Origin of the sequence: Enterococcus sp. DIV0183 (assembly GCF_050541505.1) — a bacterium.
GTDB classification, from domain to species: Bacteria; Bacillota; Bacilli; order Lactobacillales; family Enterococcaceae; genus Enterococcus; species Enterococcus faecalis.
In genome coordinates this window covers 882,501-900,949 of the sequence record NZ_CP172932.1, presented here as the reverse complement: position 1 = coordinate 900,949, position 18,449 = coordinate 882,501, and the positions used below count along the sequence as shown (strand labels likewise).

17 protein-coding genes and 2 riboswitches (1 of these 19 only partly in view) are annotated in these 18,449 nt (G+C 36.4%); of the genes, 7 read left to right on the top strand and 10 right to left on the bottom strand.

Annotated features, from left to right (window positions below; all coding sequences use genetic code 11):
- Positions 1-13: 13 nt before the first annotated feature.
- Together galE and IGK72_RS04545 are read right to left on the bottom strand one after the other, a co-directional pair.
- Positions 14-1,003, bottom strand: coding sequence for a UDP-glucose 4-epimerase GalE (gene galE / locus IGK72_RS04550; RefSeq protein WP_002361578.1), 990 nt, complete (start codon positions 1,001-1,003; stop codon positions 14-16).
- Between the two features lie 15 nt (positions 1,004-1,018).
- Positions 1,019-2,182, bottom strand: a complete 1,164-nt coding sequence (locus IGK72_RS04545; protein ID WP_023894928.1) for a galactokinase — start codon at positions 2,180-2,182, stop codon at positions 1,019-1,021.
- A gap of 241 nt (positions 2,183-2,423) precedes the next feature.
- Between IGK72_RS04545 and galM the strand changes: the two genes are divergently transcribed.
- The 3 genes from galM to IGK72_RS04530 all read left to right on the top strand — a co-directional run bounded on the left by galM (position 2,424) and on the right by IGK72_RS04530 (position 4,464).
- The gene (gene galM / locus IGK72_RS04540) at positions 2,424-3,428 is read left to right on the top strand and encodes a galactose-1-epimerase (RefSeq protein ID WP_070415959.1); all 1,005 of its coding nucleotides are present in this window, start codon (positions 2,424-2,426) and stop codon (positions 3,426-3,428) included.
- A gap of 130 nt (positions 3,429-3,558) precedes the next feature.
- A complete protein-coding gene (locus IGK72_RS04535; protein ID WP_002384758.1) occupies positions 3,559-3,705 on the top strand; it encodes a hypothetical protein in 147 nt (48 codons plus the stop codon).
- A 120-nt stretch (positions 3,706-3,825) separates the two neighbouring features.
- A complete protein-coding gene (locus IGK72_RS04530; protein WP_002379300.1) occupies positions 3,826-4,464 on the top strand; it encodes a sugar O-acetyltransferase in 639 nt (212 codons plus the stop codon).
- A gap of 41 nt (positions 4,465-4,505) precedes the next feature.
- Here the strand turns inward: IGK72_RS04530 and IGK72_RS04525 are convergent, their stop codons facing one another.
- From IGK72_RS04525 to IGK72_RS04505, 5 genes are all read right to left on the bottom strand, one after another.
- Complete coding sequence (locus IGK72_RS04525; RefSeq protein WP_002382065.1) at positions 4,506-4,937, bottom strand: VOC family protein; 432 nt, start codon at positions 4,935-4,937, stop codon at positions 4,506-4,508.
- Positions 4,938-5,003: 66 nt separating this feature from the next.
- Positions 5,004-5,483 carry a GAF domain-containing protein gene (locus IGK72_RS04520; protein WP_002360627.1) on the bottom strand — a complete coding sequence of 160 codons (480 nt, stop codon included), beginning with the start codon at positions 5,481-5,483 and terminating at the stop codon, positions 5,004-5,006.
- A 234-nt stretch (positions 5,484-5,717) separates the two neighbouring features.
- Complete coding sequence (locus IGK72_RS04515; RefSeq protein ID WP_002406990.1) at positions 5,718-6,935, bottom strand: amidohydrolase; 1,218 nt, start codon at positions 6,933-6,935, stop codon at positions 5,718-5,720.
- Positions 6,932-8,182 carry an amidohydrolase family protein gene (locus tag IGK72_RS04510; protein WP_002360629.1) on the bottom strand — a complete coding sequence of 417 codons (1,251 nt, stop codon included), beginning with the start codon at positions 8,180-8,182 and terminating at the stop codon, positions 6,932-6,934. Before IGK72_RS04510 ends, IGK72_RS04515 begins: the two co-directional genes overlap by 4 nt.
- On the bottom strand, positions 8,183-9,844 hold the full coding sequence (locus IGK72_RS04505; protein WP_070415953.1) for a peptide ABC transporter substrate-binding protein: 1,662 nt from the start codon (positions 9,842-9,844) through the stop codon (positions 8,183-8,185).
- A 380-nt stretch (positions 9,845-10,224) separates the two neighbouring features.
- On the opposite strand from IGK72_RS04505, the gene IGK72_RS04500 reads away from it, so the two are divergent.
- The gene (locus IGK72_RS04500) at positions 10,225-11,895 is read left to right on the top strand and encodes a PucR family transcriptional regulator (RefSeq protein ID WP_070415954.1); all 1,671 of its coding nucleotides are present in this window, start codon (positions 10,225-10,227) and stop codon (positions 11,893-11,895) included.
- Between the two features lie 54 nt (positions 11,896-11,949).
- On the opposite strand, the gene IGK72_RS04495 is transcribed toward IGK72_RS04500, so the two are convergent.
- The 3 genes from IGK72_RS04495 to IGK72_RS04485 form a co-directional block, all read right to left on the bottom strand.
- Entirely contained in the window at positions 11,950-12,375 is a 426-nt protein-coding gene (locus tag IGK72_RS04495; RefSeq protein ID WP_002358161.1) for a universal stress protein, read from the bottom strand.
- A complete protein-coding gene (locus tag IGK72_RS04490; protein WP_002382010.1) occupies positions 12,375-13,973 on the bottom strand; it encodes an Nramp family divalent metal transporter in 1,599 nt (532 codons plus the stop codon). Before IGK72_RS04490 ends, IGK72_RS04495 begins: the two co-directional genes overlap by 1 nt.
- Positions 13,974-14,241: 268 nt before the next feature.
- The gene (locus IGK72_RS04485; protein ID WP_031324135.1) at positions 14,242-14,757 is read right to left on the bottom strand and encodes an AAA family ATPase; all 516 of its coding nucleotides are present in this window, start codon (positions 14,755-14,757) and stop codon (positions 14,242-14,244) included.
- Positions 14,758-15,072: 315 nt separating this feature from the next.
- Positions 15,073-15,240: riboswitch (M-box (ykoK) riboswitch) on the top strand.
- A 44-nt stretch (positions 15,241-15,284) separates the two neighbouring features.
- Between IGK72_RS04485 and IGK72_RS04480 the strand changes: the two genes are divergently transcribed.
- The 3 genes from IGK72_RS04480 to IGK72_RS04470 all read left to right on the top strand — a co-directional run.
- Positions 15,285-17,057 carry an ABC transporter permease subunit gene (locus IGK72_RS04480; RefSeq protein ID WP_070415955.1) on the top strand — a complete coding sequence of 591 codons (1,773 nt, stop codon included), beginning with the start codon at positions 15,285-15,287 and terminating at the stop codon, positions 17,055-17,057.
- Positions 17,058-17,145: 88 nt separating this feature from the next.
- Positions 17,146-17,925 (top strand): ABC transporter ATP-binding protein, encoded by a 780-nt coding sequence (locus IGK72_RS04475; RefSeq protein ID WP_002360638.1) that lies wholly within the window; start codon positions 17,146-17,148, stop codon positions 17,923-17,925.
- A 62-nt stretch (positions 17,926-17,987) separates the two neighbouring features.
- A riboswitch (M-box (ykoK) riboswitch) is annotated at positions 17,988-18,155 on the top strand.
- A gap of 64 nt (positions 18,156-18,219) precedes the next feature.
- On the top strand, positions 18,220-18,449 hold the 5' portion of the coding sequence (locus tag IGK72_RS04470; protein ID WP_002397866.1) for a hypothetical protein. 22 nt of this gene lie beyond the right edge of the window; the window shows 230 of its 252 coding nt (coding positions 1-230); the start codon lies at positions 18,220-18,222; its stop codon lies off the right edge, out of view.

Genomic DNA, 18,449 nt, shown 5'->3' with positions numbered 1-18,449 from the left:
ATCTGATGTTCTCCTATTCATTATAGCCTTGAGGATGTTTCACATGCCATTGCCAAGCGGTGGCGATAATATCCTTGACCTCAGTTACTTCTGGTTGCCAGCCTAAAACTCGTTTGGCTTTTTCACTAGAAGCAATTAACGTACTAGGATCCCCTGCTCGGCGTGGGGCGATTGTTGCAGGAATTTCTTGGCCTGTCACTTCGCGAGCAGCATCTAACATTTCTTTAACAGAATAGCCGTTGTTGCTACCCAGGTTAAAGACGTCACTTTCGCCGCCATTTTTCAAATATTCTAAAGCCAAAATATGTGCTGCAATCAAGTCTTCAATATAAACATAATCTCGAATGCACGTGCCATCTGGTGTATCATAATCATCCCCAAAAATACTTAGCTCTGCTCGTTGGCCCAATGCCACTTGTAAAATAATTGGCACAATATGCGTTTCTGGCGTGTGATCCTCACCAATTGAGGCATCTTTTTTTGCTCCCGCAACATTAAAATAACGCAAAGCAACATATTTCATTCCATAAGCGTTGTCGCACCATTTCATGATTTTTTCCATCATTAATTTACTTTCCCCATACGGATTTTTAGGATTCGTTGGGGTTTCTTCTGTAATAGGCATTGCTTTTGGTTCGCCATAAGTGGCCGCTGTGGAAGAAAAAACAATATGTTTCACTCCGAATTCTTGCATGACTTCCAAGGCAATTTGAGTGCCGTGAACATTGTTATTGAAATACATTAACGGTTTCTCCACGGATTCTCCTACTAAAGAATTGGCCGCAAAGTGCAACACCCCTTCAATTGATTCCTTTTCAAAGACACTACGTAAAAAAGCTTTATCACGAATATCGCCTTCATAGAAAGTCGCTTGTTCATGAACTGCTGAACGATGCCCCGTTAATAAATTATCAACAACAACAACGGCATATCCTTTTGAAATTAATTGATCAACGGCATGTGAGCCAATGTAGCCTGCGCCGCCTAATACTAAAATAGACATTTAAAGCCTTCCTTTCTAAAATAACTTTCTGGCACCATCATCAATTGATGCAGGATAAAAATCAGCAGCATAGCCAATTTTATCTTGATAACTCTGGCCAACAGCTTCAATAAATGCATCTATATTTCGCTTTGGTACCAAAGCAATACTACAACCGCCAAACCCTGCACCAGTCATCCGTGCGCCCAAAACGCCTGGTTGTTCTTGCGCACAAGCCACTAAGGTATCCAACTCAATGCCAGTTACTTCGTAATCTTCTTTTAGCGAACGATGTGAGGCATTTAATAATAAGCCAAATTCTTCCAAATCCCCTTCAGTTAGCGCTTGTTTTGCCAATAAAGTTCGTTCATTTTCTGTGACGGCATGACGCGCTCGTTTAATCAACGCTGGATCTCCAATCAATACTTGATATTGTTCAAATGTCTCGCTGTCTAATTCACCTAAAAATTCAATAGATAACTCTTTTTGAAGCAAACGAACGGCTTCTTCGCATTCTGCACGGCGTTCATTATATTTTGAATCTGCTAATTCACGGCGTTTGTTAGTATTCATAATGACAATCGTATACTCACCTAATTTGGCGGGAACCATTTCATAGTGCATATTATTGGTATCTAGTAGAATAGCTTGATCTTTTTCTCCCATCCCTACGGCAAATTGGTCCATAATTCCTGAATTAACGCCAATAAATTCATTCTCCACTTTTTTACCGATTTGCACCAATTCAAGCATTGGACAGTGTAAAGCATATAAATCATTACAGATCGTTCCCATTAAAAGTTCAATAGAAGCAGAAGAAGACAAGCCAGCACCATTAGGAATCGTACCGTAGAAGAGCACATCTAAGCCAGAATCAATATTGTGTCCGCTTTCAATCAAGTAATTTAAAACGCCTTTAGGATAATTTGCCCAATCATCCGAATCTGAATAGGTTAAATCTTCTAATGAAAATTCGATGAGACCAACCTCTTTAAAATTATCAGAAAACATCCGAATTTTTTGGTCGTCTCTTTTTCTTGCCACACCAAATGTCCCTAACGTAATAGCCGCTGGGAAAACATGACCGCCATTGTAATCTGTATGTTCACCAATCAAATTAATTCTTCCAGGGGCAAAATAACAGGCTGTCCCTTTCTCACCAAATATTTCTACAAATCGATTCATTAACAGTTCTTCCATCACTAATCGCTCCTTTCACTAGTAAACAAATTGTATAATATTTACTAAACTTTTGCAAATATTTCCTTAATTGTCATTTCGGTTGAAAACGTGTACAATACAATTAAATAAAGATTTATTTTCTTAGTGTTTCTTTTCGACTATTTAAATAATCTAAAAAACAAAATTAAATTTACTAAATATTTACTTAAAGGAAGGATTGATTATTTTGACTATTTCAACTGAATCATTTGGACAAGGAATGCTTCTTTACACACTGACGAATAAAAATGGTGTGACTTTAAAAGCAACAGATTTTGGTGCGCGAATTGTTGCGCTCGACGTTCCTCTTACAAAAAATGAATCCCGATCACTCGTGCTAGGCTTTCCCTCAGCAGATGAATATTTGTCTAAAGACTTATATTTTGGTGCAACAATTGGTCGAACAGCTGGCCGAATTGCCGATGGTTCCTTTGAACTAGCGGGTAAAAAGTATCAAACGATGATTAATACTCCTACTCAAACAACACTTCACGGTGGCACACCTGGGTTTGAAAGTAAAAAATGGCACAGCGAAATCCAAGAGGCACAAGCGAATCCTTCTGTGAAATTTTGGCTAGAGAGTCCTGCTGGTGAAAATGGTTTTCCTGGAAATCTCACTGTTTCAGTCACGTATACATTGACTGAAGAAAATGAATGGCAAATTGAGTATCAGGCAACTACAGATGAACAAACACTTTTTAATCCAACCAATCATGTCTACTTTAATTTAACTGGAAATCCTGCAATCCCCATTGATGCGCATGAGTTACAAATAAATGCCCAAAAGTTTGTCCCGCTTGATGAAAGAGTTTTACCGCTTGGAGAATTAGCTTCCGTCGACCAGACAGCTTTTGATTTACAAAAACCTAAAAAATTAGCTGAGGTTTTTTCAAGTAACGATGAACAAATTCAAAAGATGAACGGCTTCGATCACCCTTTCATCTTAACCAATCATGATTTAATTAACCCAGATGTTATCTTAAAAAGTCCTACTAAAGATATCACCTTAGAAATGTTCACTGATCAACCTTCAGTTGTTATTTTTTCAGCAAATTTTGCTGATAACGGTCCCGATATTCAAGGGCAAAAATTAGTCAATCACGGAGCGCTCACATTTGAAACCCAAGTCTGTCCTGGTGCTGAAAGATTTCCGTTGTTCGGTTCTATCACCCTCTCACCTGAACAGGAATTTCACTCAACGACCCGTTTCAAACTAATTTATTAAGTGAAAAGATGCTCTTAACCAAGCTTATCTTCGAACTAAAAAAGATAAGAATGGTTAAGAGCACTTCTATTATTTGACATTTTTAATCGCTCCATTTACACTATTTTCAATTAGAAAGGCGGTGATGTCTATGTATGCAATCAAATTTTTTCATGGCTATTTAACTGCAGATGGTAAACGTACGCGAGATAAATCAGGTTGTTTAGTTTACCACTCTGAAAAAGAAGCACAAAAATTAGCAGATAAAATTGGCGGGAGAGTTAAAAAAATTGGATAACCTTAGATAAAGGATAGATAAGCAAGGCTATTTTGCTATCTGTCCTTTTTTATTTTACATATTCCTCGACTTATTGTATTGATTTGATACAATAGAGAAAAAGCCTAAAGGAGCGCTTACATGAAACAAAATGACTTTGATTATATGCAAATGTTAAAAGGTGAATTATATTACGCCCCCACCATTTTACCCGAAAACAAATCAACAAAAGGCAAGGTGTTAGCTCAAAAAATCAATCAACTTCCTATCGATAATGTGAAAGAAATTGTGGCCCTAGAAAAAGAATTATTAGGAAAAACTGGCAATGAGTTATATATCACCCCACCCCTCCATGTAGATTACGGTCGCCATATTGAGGTAGGAGAAAATTTTTATGCAAATATGGATTGCATTTTTTTAGATGTAAACAAAATCATCTTCGGTGATAATGTCATGGTTGGCCCTCGTGCTAGTTTTTATACTGCCGGCCATCCAATTGATCCAACGATTCGAACTGCAGAATTAGAATTCGGTACGCCAATTATTGTTGAAGATAACGTGTGGATTGGCGGAAGTGCCACCATTTTACCTGGCGTTACAATTGGAAAAAATGCTATTGTTGCTGCTGGTGCTGTGGTTACAAAAGACGTTCCTGCCAACACGATTGTTGGGGGTAATCCAGCAAAAGTCATTCGCAAAATTGATGAAAACGATCAGCAATTTTGGACAGAAAAGCAACGGCAGTATCAAATCGCTAAGAAGCAATTCTTTCATGAATAAAAAATCCCCAATCCAATGAAAATAACGGATTGGGGATTTTTTTAATCTTCTTCATAATAATTAAACATCCAATGGATGCCAAACTGATCTTTTAGGGAACCATACTTTTTGGACCAAAAAGTTTCAGATAACGGCATTGTAACAGTGCCACCTTCAGATAATCGCTTAAATAAGCGATCAATTTTTTCATCATCATCTGTGCTAACCACGAGCGAAAGGTTATTTCCTTCCGTAACTTCAAAACCAAACATATCAGGAACATCTGAAATCATTACATAGGTTCCTTCAATAATGATACTTGCGTTCATCACTAAATCCTTTATCTCGTCGTTTATAGGATGCTCAGGATCTTCAGGTGCTTCGCCAAAAGTCATTAAATTTTGACATTTTGTATCAAAAACATCTTCATAGAACGCAATTGCTTCTTTTGCTTCACCTTTAAAATTTATATACAGCTCTAACAAATGACTCACCTTCTTTCATGATCAAATTTTATACTTTATTTTCTCATGATTTGTCAGAAAGCAAAAATAGTCTGCTTAAAAATCTGATTTTTCTAGTAACAAGGTAACAAATTTTTCCAAATACAGTTGGTCAACCGCATCATAGCTATTTGTTACACCACTATCAATATCTAAAACACCGACCAATTGATGATTTTTTACCATCGGTACAACGATTTCAGACATCGCAGCTGAGTCACAAGAAATATAATTGGCGTGTGTCTTCACGTTATCAACAATCAATGTAGCTTGTTTTTCCGCGGACTCACCACAGACACCTTTGCCCATTTTAATTCTGGTACAAGAGACTTTCCCTTGAAAAGGCCCCAAAACTAATTCTTCATCTTTATATAAATAATACCCAGCAAAAACGGTGTCTGGTAATGTTTGTGCAAGTAACGCGGACGAGTTTGCTAAATTTGCAATAGCATCCGTTTCTATTTCTAACAAACCGCTCAATTGTTGTAAGCACAATTCGTAGGCTGCTTTTTTGTTTTCTCTCGTTTGTTCAGTCATGCTTGGTTCATCTCCTTCATTTTGTCTTATTATAAAGGAAGATACGCAAAAGTGCTATGTTAAAGTGAGTCAAACAAACTTGAAAAGCTGATACACGTTGTGAGCAGAAGCACTTTATACGCATTAAACTGTGACGAGTAACCGCAGGAATGACACTGTGCGTTGCTCAGAGCTGAACCCCGTTTCCTCTGTTTGGCTTTTTAGCATTCTATTTCTACCTAATTTTAAAGCAAGTTAAACCCATTGTCCTTTCAACATAATCTGGCGTTTCTGTGGTTTTCTAGCAATCACTTCTGCTGTAGAAGCTGCTTCTGTAAAAATAAAGTTTGCTTCGTCGCCTTCTGTAAACCAAAGACGTTCTTCTTCAAATGAAAAAGGTGCTTCTTTGCCACAGCCATGGACGTAAGCTTGAGTAAGTTGCTCTTCTGTAATCTTTCCTGTCATTTCACAAAAATTACGTAATTTTTCAAATAAATCACCTGAAACATTAGAACTCCAAGAGTCAAAAAAGCCATCACTACCTAAATGAACCGATACACCAGCTTGGCGTAACACATCAATTGGTGGCAATAAATAACGAGGATCATAGGGAATTGTAGACATAATCGCCGTTTGATGCGTTGCCAAGCGTTGGTATAGTTTTTCTTTTTCTGCTGGACGTACATCTAGCAGCGCAAAGGCGTGACTGATAGCGGTTCGCTGAGTAAATTTTCGTTCTTCCAAAATGTCTAAAAATTTATCAATTGTATAAACGCCAACTTCCCCCGTATCATGCAAGTGGATATCGATTCCTACTTGAAATTCTTCTGCCAGATCGAAAATAGTTTCTAAAGATTCTTCAATTGCATAATCAATGCCTGCAGGATCTAAACCACCAACCATTGTTCCACCATTTTTTAGAGCTTCTCTCATGAGTAAAACCGTTTGGGGATTTTTTAATAATCCATGCTGTGGAAAGACAACAATATCATAATCAATCACATGCGCATATTTTTCTAAGGCTCTTTTGACGCCCCAGAAGTTTTCTAGTTCTACATAAGGATCAATGTTGACATGTGTCCGAATATAAGAGGCTCCATACCCAATCAATTTTTCAATCATGGCCGTCGCTCGTTGTTCTGTTGACGGAGCTAACAATTTAAGTTCACTGGCTTCGTCTGCTAAACGCTCTTTTAAATTTTTAACAGGTTGGCTAGCACGCCAACCTAATGAAAGGTAGGTTTTATCTAAGTGATTATGGCTCTCTTGAAAAGCGGGAATAGCCAGTTGTCCGTTTAAATCAGTGCCTTGTTGCTTTTCAGTGACTTGATTTTGCGGAATAATCGCTTGGATTTTGCCTTCTTGAATCGCTAAAGTATAGCGTGCGGTTTTAGTATACGTTAATTCGTGGTGGTCTTTAGCAAAACCAGTTTCTAAACGAACATTATTCAAATAAACAATGGATGCTGTCATTCTTTTTCCCCCTTTTGAACGGCTTCAACCAGTTGTCCTTTTAGTATCAGTTGTTGGATTGGCTGTTGGCGTGCAATCACGTGAGCAGTGCTCTCAGCATTAAATAGTAGGAAATCTGCAGAATCGCCGACGTTAGGCCAAACTCGCTGCCCGTTAGGATCAAGAGGCGTTACAAAATTACTCGCTAAGCCCCATAAACGATTCAAGCGATACTCATCGCTAATTTTAAACCTTTGAGCGGCTGTATTTAATTTTTCTATTGTATTGCCACTGCCAAAAGGCGACCAATGATCCGTCAAACTGTCATGAGCCACGGAGATCTTAACACCTTGTTCAACCAAGGTTGGAATCGGCATGGTGGGCATTCCAATTGGTACAGTCGAAGTCAAATCAATACCTGTTTCGATGAATTTTTGCGCAATGTCTCTAATTGCTGCTTCTTCTAAGCTCCCTAAGGCTAAAGCATGACTTAAAGTAACTTTGCCAAACATTTTTGCTTGTTCTGTATAATCAACAAATTTATTAAATTCATAAAGTCCCAAAGTATCACGGGCGTGTAAATGAACATCAATTTTTTTATTAAATGTGGTAGCTAATTCAAATATTTTTGCAATTGAATGATCCACATGACGATCCACAAGGGCTGGATCAACGCCACCGACATGAGTTGCCCCCATGCGTAAGGCTTCGCGCATCAAAGGTTCGACTTGTGAGCGGAGTAATCCGTGTTGAGGAAAAGCCACAATTTCATGAGTAATGTATTGTTCATATCGACTAAATGCTTCTTTAGTAATTTCAATATGTTTCGTTCCAATAGATGGATCTACATTACAATGACTGCGAATATGATAATGGCCTTGTTGAATATACTGCTCAATAACTTGGCAAGCACGTTCTAAACTAGTTGGTAATTGTTCAGGTAACAGCCAAGTTTCTTCTTCAATACGTGTTAAAATTCCTTTCGTTAGTGGACGACAGGCCTTCCAAGGTCCCCCAAAATACGTTTTATCAATATGAATATGCATTTCTCTTAGAGCAGGTAAAACGAGTTGCTGATTCACATCCATAACTGTTTCGTTCTCTAAAGGCCTTAACTGCGGTGCGACCGCAGTACAGACCTCGTTTTCAATTCGAATATCATAGCTAGCTGTTTCTGTCGCAACAATTCGCTGATTCACAGTAGAAAATCCTGTTTCTAATTTACAGTTTTTTAAAAGCATGACAAACCCCTTCCTACCTTCATTCAATTAGTTAACATAAGCCCATTTTAAACTGTACGTAGGTCCAAATGAATGCCAATACATATCCTTGATTTTTTGATTAGCTAATACAGAAATGCTTCGATTGTAGATTGGTGCTAAAACCGTTTCCTGATTCACCAAAATATCTTGTGCTTGAGCAAAGTCATTTAAACGAGCCTCTTGATCAGCCGCATGTGTTGTTCTAGTTTCTTGAATTAATTGATCATACGTATCACTCTTGAACGTTACGCCGCCCAAGGTACTATCCGAAGTAAAGATGCGCATAACTGTTAATGGATCACGATAATCGGTTCCCCAACCAGATAATTCTAAATCATAGTCTCTCGTTTGATCACGATCAACACGAATAGTAAAAGGAACTTGAGTAACATTCACTTCTAATCCATCTAGATTTTCTTCCAATTGAAATTGGAAAAACTCAGCAGCTTTTTTGGCGCTGTCTGTATCATCTGTTAAAAATTCTAATTTGATTTTATCCAGCCCAATTTCTTTTTTCCCTTTTTCCCAGAATTCTTTTGCTTTCGCTGTATCGTAGGTTAAGTAGTTATTTTTCTTAGCAGCTAGTTTTGTGAAATCTGTTCCATCTGGCGCAATCGTTTGTCCCGGCGGAATTACTTGATCTGTAGCCGTTGATTGATCTTGCAAGACTTCTTTTACAAAACTTTCTTTATCAAAAGCTTGTGCCAACGCTTTACGAATATTGTTGTTCGCTAAAGCCGGATTTTCTTTTCCATCACGAACACTGTTCATTTTTAAAAAGTATGTGACGAATTGAGGAATTGAAAGAAAGGCTGGATTATCAACATAACCAGGAATAAATTCACCACTTAGCTTATTCACTACATCCAATTCATTCGAGTCAAACAAATTCACCGCTGTCGTTGGGCTCTTAATTACTGAAACTTTTGCTTCTGATAATTTAACTTTTTCAGCATCCCAATACGTATCATTTTTTTCGTAGGTCCAGTCATCAGAAGAGGCATTATCCCATTCTTTCAATTTAAAAGGACCATTATAAATCAAATGTTCTGCATCAGTGGCATATTTATCCCCTTGTTCTTTGATATATTTTTCATTTTGTGGAAACAAAACAGGAAACGAAAGTAATGATTTAAAATAAGGGGTGGGCCGTTCTAAAGTTATTTCTAACGTTTTATCATCTAGCGCCTTAACCCCAAGAGTAATCACATCTGCGCCTTCTAAAGCAATTTCCTTAGCATTTTTAATGACATCAAAAAATAACGCTTGATGAATCGATCCTGATTTAGGGGAAGCAACTTGTTGCCATGCATAAACAAAGTCATTTGCTGTTACTGGATCATCATTCGACCATTTGGCATCTTCTCTAATCTTAAATGTATAAACGGTTTCATCTTCAGAAATTGCTGGTTCTTCGGCAGCGACCCCCAACTCTAATTCATCTTCTTTACCTAAAACATAGAGTCCTTCATAAACTTGATTCATGACTAAAGTCGAGGTCGTATCCCCCGCTGTGTGTGGTTCCATTGTCGAAATAGCCGCTTCAGAACTAATTGCAATTTTTTGTTCCGCTGCTTTGTTACTATCAGCCGAGTTTCCCGTTCCCGCCTGACAAGCCGTTAAAGCTAAAAGCAAACCGACGCATCCTAACATTTTTAATTTCTTCATACCGATCCCTCCATTTTACAAACTATAACCTTCAAAGTTACCAGAATTTTCTGATAAAATATAGAAAAAGAAGCATATCTGATAAGAGTCTCAAAAAACTTACAGATTATAGAAATACTTGAGAAATTTAAAGTAGCTGAAACAATAGTAAAAGCATTAAAAATTAAGTATACTATTGCTATATCTTTAAACGATGCGTTTCTATAGGTTGTAAGCGCTGATTGTTCTTATTTGGTCATTTGTGACTACCAATCACGTGATGACTTGGAACTTTTTTCTATTAGTATAAGGATACCTTATTTTCCCTAAAATAGTTTTGTAACATCTTACAATAAATACACTTAATTTTTAGATAATTCATACAAAAGGAGGCCTTGCTAATGATGACGGTCAATGATCTACTCCATGCAGAAGAACTACCTGGTTTAACCTTATTGACGCACGAGACCAATTTAGATGCGCCAATTCTACAAGCAAATATTTTAGAAAATCCTGATGCTTTTGACTGGTTAACGCCAGGAGAAATTTTATTAACTACCGGCTATATTTTCAAAGATCAGCCTTGCTTGCAAAAACGTCTTATTCAAGAACTAGCAAATATGAACTGCGCTGCTCTAGGCTTTAAAGTCCAACGTTATTTCAATGAAGTTCCACAAGAGATGATCCAATTAGCGAATGACATCGGATTACCAATTCTCTCAATCCCTTATAATTACAACTTTTCTCAAATTATTTCATTGGTCAATCGCCGAGTCAATCAACCTGACGAAACGATTAGCCAACATTCTGTTCATATGCATAATAAATTTTATACAATTATCAAAGCTGGCGGAAAAAGTACCCAATTACTGGAAGTATTAAGTGCCGCGATTCAAGCGCCTGTAATGCTTTTAGACGAGCGTTTTCAGATTATGAATCATTTTGATTTACCTGATGCGCCAACAAGAATCACCAGTATTTTAAACAACGCGACTCTCAAAAAACAGTTTGAGACAGCTTTAAAAGCCCAGAACAATGAGCTCCTATTATTTTATAAAGAACCATTGACTGTTGAATTTTCCTTAGCGAGCCATAAGTTATCTTTGCGAATTTTACCCATCAAAAAGAAAAATCTCAGCTTATCTTACTTAGTGATTTGGCAAACTACCAAAAAATTACAGACGATTGATTTATTATCTGTGGAGGTCTGTGCTCACTACCTTTTACCACAACTTCAATTAGAATCTTCGGAAAATTTAACAACGAGGCAAAAGATCGGGGCGCTGTTTCAAGACCTTATCCAAGAGAAAAATACCAATCCTCAAGCTTGGCAAGAATTTAGTAATTATCTGCAATTAAATGAAAAAGATACATTTAGTCTCTTGCTTGTAGCCATTGAACAATTGGAACAACTGTTTAATCCGACTATTCAAATGAATAGCATTGGCCATCAATTGAATCATATTTTAGAAGGATATCGACAAAAAATTACTGCCTTTCCTACACAAACTGGCTTTATTTTATTACTAGAAAATCCAGCGCAAGAGGAAGCCACCTACCTTGCACAAACCACTCATCTTGCCAAGAATTTACTAGAGCAACTAATGAAACTGAATCCAAAATTATCATTTAAATTAGCGATTGGGCCAACTGTCAAAAAAATCACCAATCTGTGTGATTCTTATAAATTAGCACAAGAAACATTCCACTTAGCACAAGCAAGTCAAGAATTACAACAACGAACTATTTTGAATTATGACGACCTCTTTTTTTATCGTTTAATGATCGAAACCCTGACCAAACAAGCCAAACAAAAAATATATCAACGATTGATTGAACCATTGGAAAAAGAAGATCAAAAACATGAAAGTTCCCTACTAGAAACCATCAACACCTACTTTCAGTCGAATAAAAATATTTCGTTGACTGCCACAAATATGTATGTACATCGTAATACAATTATTTACCGCTTAAAAAAAATAGAAGAGATTCTTCACTTAACTTTAGAATTTCCTGATAGTTCGCTACAACTAAGTTTGGCTGTTTATTTATATAAACAAAAATTACTATAAAAAGGCCACCACGAATAGTAAATCGTGGCGGCTTTTTTAACTGTTTCAATTTTGTTAGCGAATAATCATTACAGAAATTGGGGCATATCGAGCCATATAAGCTGCTTGGCTACCAAAAAAGCTTTTTAATTTGCTAGTTGACTTGGAGCCAATAATTAACAAATCTGGTTTATTCAAAGGAATAAGCTTATTAATAATTAATTCCCCTGGATTTCCTTCATTGACAATTACACTTACTTTATCGATGCCATTCGCTAACGCTTCTTGTTGATATTTTTCCGTTTGTTTCTCTAATTTCGCCAACTGTTCTTGCCAATAATTTTTATCTAACGATTGGTAAACATTAATCTCTTTCTCTTCTAAAATCGAAACAATAACCAATTCAGCTTGTTCTTCTTTTGCTTTTTGGATAGCATAATGAAATGCTTTTAACGCATCTGGCGACTCTTCAACACCAACCATAATTTTTGAAAATTTCATTATTTAACCTCCTCTACTTGTTGCTCCATAGCTGCAAGCTGCTGTGCGTATCGTTTATCGCCTTTATATAATTCCACAACCGTCCAAACTAACAAGAGGATGACGAGTGCTATGATGACATAGGCAATATTATCGGCTAACGTAATTTGACTCGCTGTCGGATTATCACCGAAAAATCCTTCAATTTGATCAGGTAAGCCTTTCATATTGAGGTAAATTAAGCCAATGACAGAAACCCAGCCTAACAATTTAATTAACCACGAGTTTTTAAAATGTTCACCCATTTCAACACGGCTATCTGTAAACATCAGTAAAGGCAACATCGAAAATGGCAAAGCAAATGCTAGAAAAACTTGTGAATTGTTCATTAAATTATTAATCGCAATATGCTCTTCCACTGTACTTTTCCCGCTGGTCATTAAAACACAGATTAAGACAGGAATAACAGATAACAAACGTGTGACCATCCGACGTAACCAAATTGGCACACGCATATGAATAAACCCTTCCATAATAATTTGACCAGTTAAGGTTCCTGTAATTGTTGAATTTTGTCCTGATGCCAATAAGGCTACCGCAAATAAAATCGATAAAATTCCAGAACCTGCAATATGCGCTAAAATAGAATTACTCATAACCGCTGGATTTGATAAAGCATCAAACAAACCAAAGAATGAAGGATCTTTGACACTGCCGGATTTAAAAACGGCCACACCCATAATCAATAACAAAGAGTTAACAAAAAATGCCATCGTTAATTGAATATTAGAATCCCAAGTTGAAAAGCGTAAAGCGCGTTGAATATCGGTTTTATCTTTACGATCAATTTTACGACTTTGTACAACAGAAGAATGTAAATACAAATTATGAGGCATCACTGTTGCACCAATAATCCCCAATGCACCTGTCAGTGGCGTTTGCCCATTCACCGCATGTGATGTAGAAAAAGCTTCTGCGCTAGGAACCAGCCCTTTAATTACATCTCCCCATACTGGATTTGACAATGCCACTTGATAAGCAAAAATCACAAAAATAACAACAATTAAAGCAACAACAATAGCTTCAATTTTTCTAAAACCAATTTTTGTCAATAACAACAAAAGTAAAACATCAAATACCGTAATGAAGACAGCCAGACCTAAAGGAATATGAAATAATAAATATAAGGCAATTGCGCCCCCGATAACTTCAGCGATATCTGTAGCCATAATTGCTAACTCTGTTAAAATCCATAATACAATACCTAACGTCTTACTAGTTCTAGCACGAATCGCTTGTGCTAAATCCATCTGTGAAACAATGCCTAATTTAGCAGCCATATATTGGAGCAACATTGCAATCAAACTGGAAATTAAAATAATCGACATCAATAAATATTGAAAATTTTGTCCCCCAGTAATTGAAGTAGACCAGTTTCCTGGATCCATATACCCCACTGCTACCAATGCTCCTGGACCTGAGTAAGCAAATAACGTTTTCCAAAAACTCATATTTTTAGGCACGTCGATGGTGCCATTAATTTCTTCAAGCGAAGGACCATTTGCATATTCAATCAAATGATGTCTTTGCTTTGGTTCATGTTCTTCTGAATTTTTCAATTCAATTCCTTCTTTCGTTTTGCAATAATTTTAAAAGGCCCTTCCCGTTAGAAGGTTAACCTCTAATATATTTTAGGTACACCTAAAATATACTGCTAAAAATAACAAAATGCAAGACTTGAAAGAAAATTTTGACAGTGTAAAAATAGATTGTCGTAAATGTGCGGTCTTAAAGTTTGAAGAAATCAGGGTAGCTGGTAGTTGATTATCTTAAGAAGTAGAAAATAAGGGACCTAAGTCATTTCGGCTTAGGTCCCTTATTTTATTTTTATTCGGTTATTCTATTAAGAATGGATGCTACAATTTCTGTCGTGTCAGCTGAATGATTTCTAAAAATCTCGGTAAACTGAATCTGACGAAAACCTTCAAGTACTTCGGGCAACTTATTTTTCCCCCATTCAAAAGTTCCATCATTTCTTTTCAATAATCTTTGTAAAATTTCTTCTTTCTCGACCGCTAACAAAAAATGATAAACGTCAATGCCTGCTCGTCTCAGATATCCAATCAGCTCTTCTTCATATTCATTTTTATAAAGGGTCATTGGAACAATAATCGGCCGTCCAGACTCTTTGGACATTCGTTTTAATAAATGAGCATTCCAGCAACGCCATTCCTGATACTCCTGAAAATCATTTTCTTTCATTTCTTCGGGAACTAACTCCATCAATGCACTACCAATAATTTCTGGATCATAAATGATTGCATTGGGAAGTTTTTGTTGTAACTCATGTGCAATGGTCGTTTTTCCGGCTCCAAACGCACCGTTTAACCAAATAATCATCATAATTTCCTTTCTTCTGAACAAATTTCTTTGTTGTTTAATTTAGGTGCTAGATTACTTTTAATTTTTTTAGCCATTCACTTATAGTTACTACTTACATCTTTAACAGTAAACGAGACAAACTAAAAATACAACATCCTATACTATTCACCTTGCGTTACATAACATACTCATCTGATAATTTCTCCCTAAAAAAAACAGAATGTGGGCAATCTTTTTAAGAATCATTGAATAGAATAACAACAAACAGTAATTCAGGTATAACCAGCTAGAAATTGTTTTATTTTTAGTCACGAGTATGATAAGCATGTAAATCAAATAGAATCATATTAGGTGAGGTTACTCTGAAGAACACAGGTTATCGCTCGGAAATGTCGAGAGACAGTAACGAGTAAAGCAGGGATTGTCGAATTAAGGCTTTCCTAAGATAACTAGAATTTTTTTCTTACGTCTCAGAAAGCCAAAGCTCAATTATTGTGATTACCCTATAATCTTCTTCTTTTATTCGGCGACCTCTTTAATATGATTAATTGGAGGTTTTTAAATTGAAAGCTGTCACTGCATCATCTAAGAAAAATACCCTACTTGCTAAAAGTATCGGGAATCTTACCTTGCTCATCATTTTAGGCATTTTCATTTTTATCATCGTCTTCTCTTGGCTAAAAATGAATCGCCCTCTCCACACCCTTCCCTCAGAAGAATTCCTCGCAACACCAAGTAAAACAGATGATTTCTTATCTCCATCAAATCTTTTTTACTTTTCAATTCGAACCATGTTTCGAATGATTGTGGGTATGGCTTGGTCCTTCCTGTTTTCCTTTATTTTTGGTATTTTAGCCGTAAAATATAAAACGGCACGAAGAGTCATTTTACCATTAGTTAATTTCCTTGAATCTGTTCCATTGCTAGGTTTTTTGACCTTTACAACTGCTTGGTTACTTGGTTTATTTCCAGGAAATGTGATGGGCGCAGAAGCGGTTGCTATTTTTGCCATCTTCACAGGTCAAGCTTGGAACATCATGTTGACTCTTTATCAAATAATGGAAGTTATTCCTTCAGATCTAGTCAATGTGACCGATCAGTTCAAGTACAATGCTTGGGAAAAATTTTGGCGGCTTGAATTTGTTTACTCAATTCCTGGCTTACTTTGGAACGTTATTATTTCTCAAACTGCGGCTTGGTTTGCCTTGGTGGCCAGCGAACAAGCTTCTGTTGCCTTTCCTAAAGAAACCAACCTTTATTTACCAGGAATTGGTTCTTATATCCAAGTAGCATTAAATCGAGCCGACTTTAAATCCTGTTTATGGGCTGTTTTTGCCTTATTAATCAATGTGGTGATTTTAAACTTTTTAGTTTTTCAACCTTTAGTTCGAGCCACTTATTATTTTAAATATGAAACAGATGTCGAAAGTACGACGCCACCTAAATCCATCATTTATCATTTATTAAAAAAAGCAACTTTAACGAGATACTTTTCAAAAGCTTTTGTAAAATTCAGTCATTTTTGGATTTACGATTTACCAAAAGTTTGGTACTTTTTCAAGCTAGACTATCTCTATCGATTACTAGCAAAATTACGCCATTTCTTCAAAACATTATGGTATGTCAGCTTAACCATTATCGGAGTTTATTGTTCTATTAAGCTCTATCATTTCTTGCCCCATCAAGATTTCAGCATGATTCCTAGATTAACCCTTTATACTACGCTACGGGTTACCTTGGCCATGGTCGTTGCTGGCATTATCTTTACTCCCTTAGCAATCTGGGTTGCGAATGATAATCGGCGCTTAAGTATCGTTCAACCGATTGGACAAATTTTAGGCTCCATTCCGTCAAATGTTTATACTCCATTCATTGTGTTGATTATTAGTATGGGCTTCAACAAATTAGAATGGTGGATTTTACCACTCATCATGGTTGGTTGCCAATGGTATTTTTTCTTTAATGTAATTGCTGGCTACTTAGCCATCCCTGATGATATTCGTGACGTAACCAAACTTTTTAAATTATCTAAATGGCAATGGTGGACAAAATTTTTGATCCCTTCTATTTTACCTTACCTCATTACAGCAATTATTAACGCTGCTGGTGCTGCTTGGAACGCTGATATCGCAGCAGAAAGCATTCAATGGGGCAAAAAATCAATAGATGTTACTGGCCTAGGACAATATATTGCGGCAAACGATGGCGTAAAAGATAAATCTGCCTTAGGAACCTTAGCGATGTGTTTCGTTGTTGGTTTATGTATCGCCTTTGTTTGGCAACCTTTATATCGAGCAGCAAAACAAAAATTTCACTATTAATAGCTGGACGACTCAACTCGACTAAATTTTTAAGATAAACTAGAGAGGAGAACGATAGGTGATTTCCCTTGACCTATCTAATAAGACGATGGAAAATAAAGAATTATTAAGCATAAAATCAGTATATAAAGAATTTGAAATTGAAGGACATTCAGAACATTTAAAAGTCCTTGAAAATATTGATTTAACAGTTAAAACGAATGAATTTTTAAGTATTATCGGACAATCAGGAACAGGAAAATCAACGTTGCTCAGAAGTATTGCTGGACTTCTTCGTACAACTAGAGGTGAAATTACTTTTGAAGATAAAATCATTAATGAGCCTGATGCCAATATCGGCATGGTTTTTCAACATTTTGCCCTTTTTCCTTGGTTGACAGTTGAAAAAAATATCAGCTTTGGCTTAGAAAACCGTAAAGAAATTTCTCGCGAACAAATAAATAAAAGAGTCAGTAATCTCATTGAAATGATTGGTTTAACTGGTTTTGAAAAAGCTTATCCCAGAGAGTTATCTGGTGGAATGAAACAGCGTGTAGGCTTTGCTCGTGCTTTAGCCATCGAACCTAGCTTATTGCTCTTAGACGAACCTTTTTCAGCTTTAGATATCATTACAGCCAGCCAATTATCTAACGATTTATTAGAAATTTGGCTAAACAATCAAATTGCGACTAAATCAATTGTGATGATCACGCATGATGTTCAACAAGCAGTTCAACTTTCTGATCGGGTTGTATTAATGGATGCAAATCCTGGTCGTATTGCCAAAATTTACTCAATCGATATCCCCAGAAATCAACGTTCGCCAAAAACAACCATTGATATTGTAGAACAAATAACAGAAGAAATGGTTCGTCGCATTCATTTGTAAATAGAACTGTTTTGACTTCTGCTTATGTCTTGACAAAGAGTTACTTAAAAGACTATTATTTCTTTGTAATAAGTTAGGTGAGGCTCCTATACAAACATAGGCTATTGCTCAGAAATGTCGAGAGATACCAATGAGTAGAACAAGACTGGTCGAGGAGAAGGCTTTTCTCAAAATAGCTAAGAGTGATCTTTACGTTGTATAGTGCTAAAGATCAACGTTCATGTTGATGTATCTTTTTAGTCTCTAGTCAATCAGTTAAGTACTTTTATTTAAAATTAAGAGAGGAGTGAAAGTATGACTACTATGTTAGCAATCATTGGAACTGTTGCAATCATCACAGTTCAAGTTATTGAATATAATATGACAGAAATTCATATTCCCACTGCAGGAACATTTAATGACGATGATGCAGAACCCCCACATTCTTCTGTAACCCTTGTATTTATTCGCACTATACTTATCACTCTCTCACTTAACTTTCCATCTCATTTTTTTGAGATGGTTTTTTTATGTATTCTAGAAAA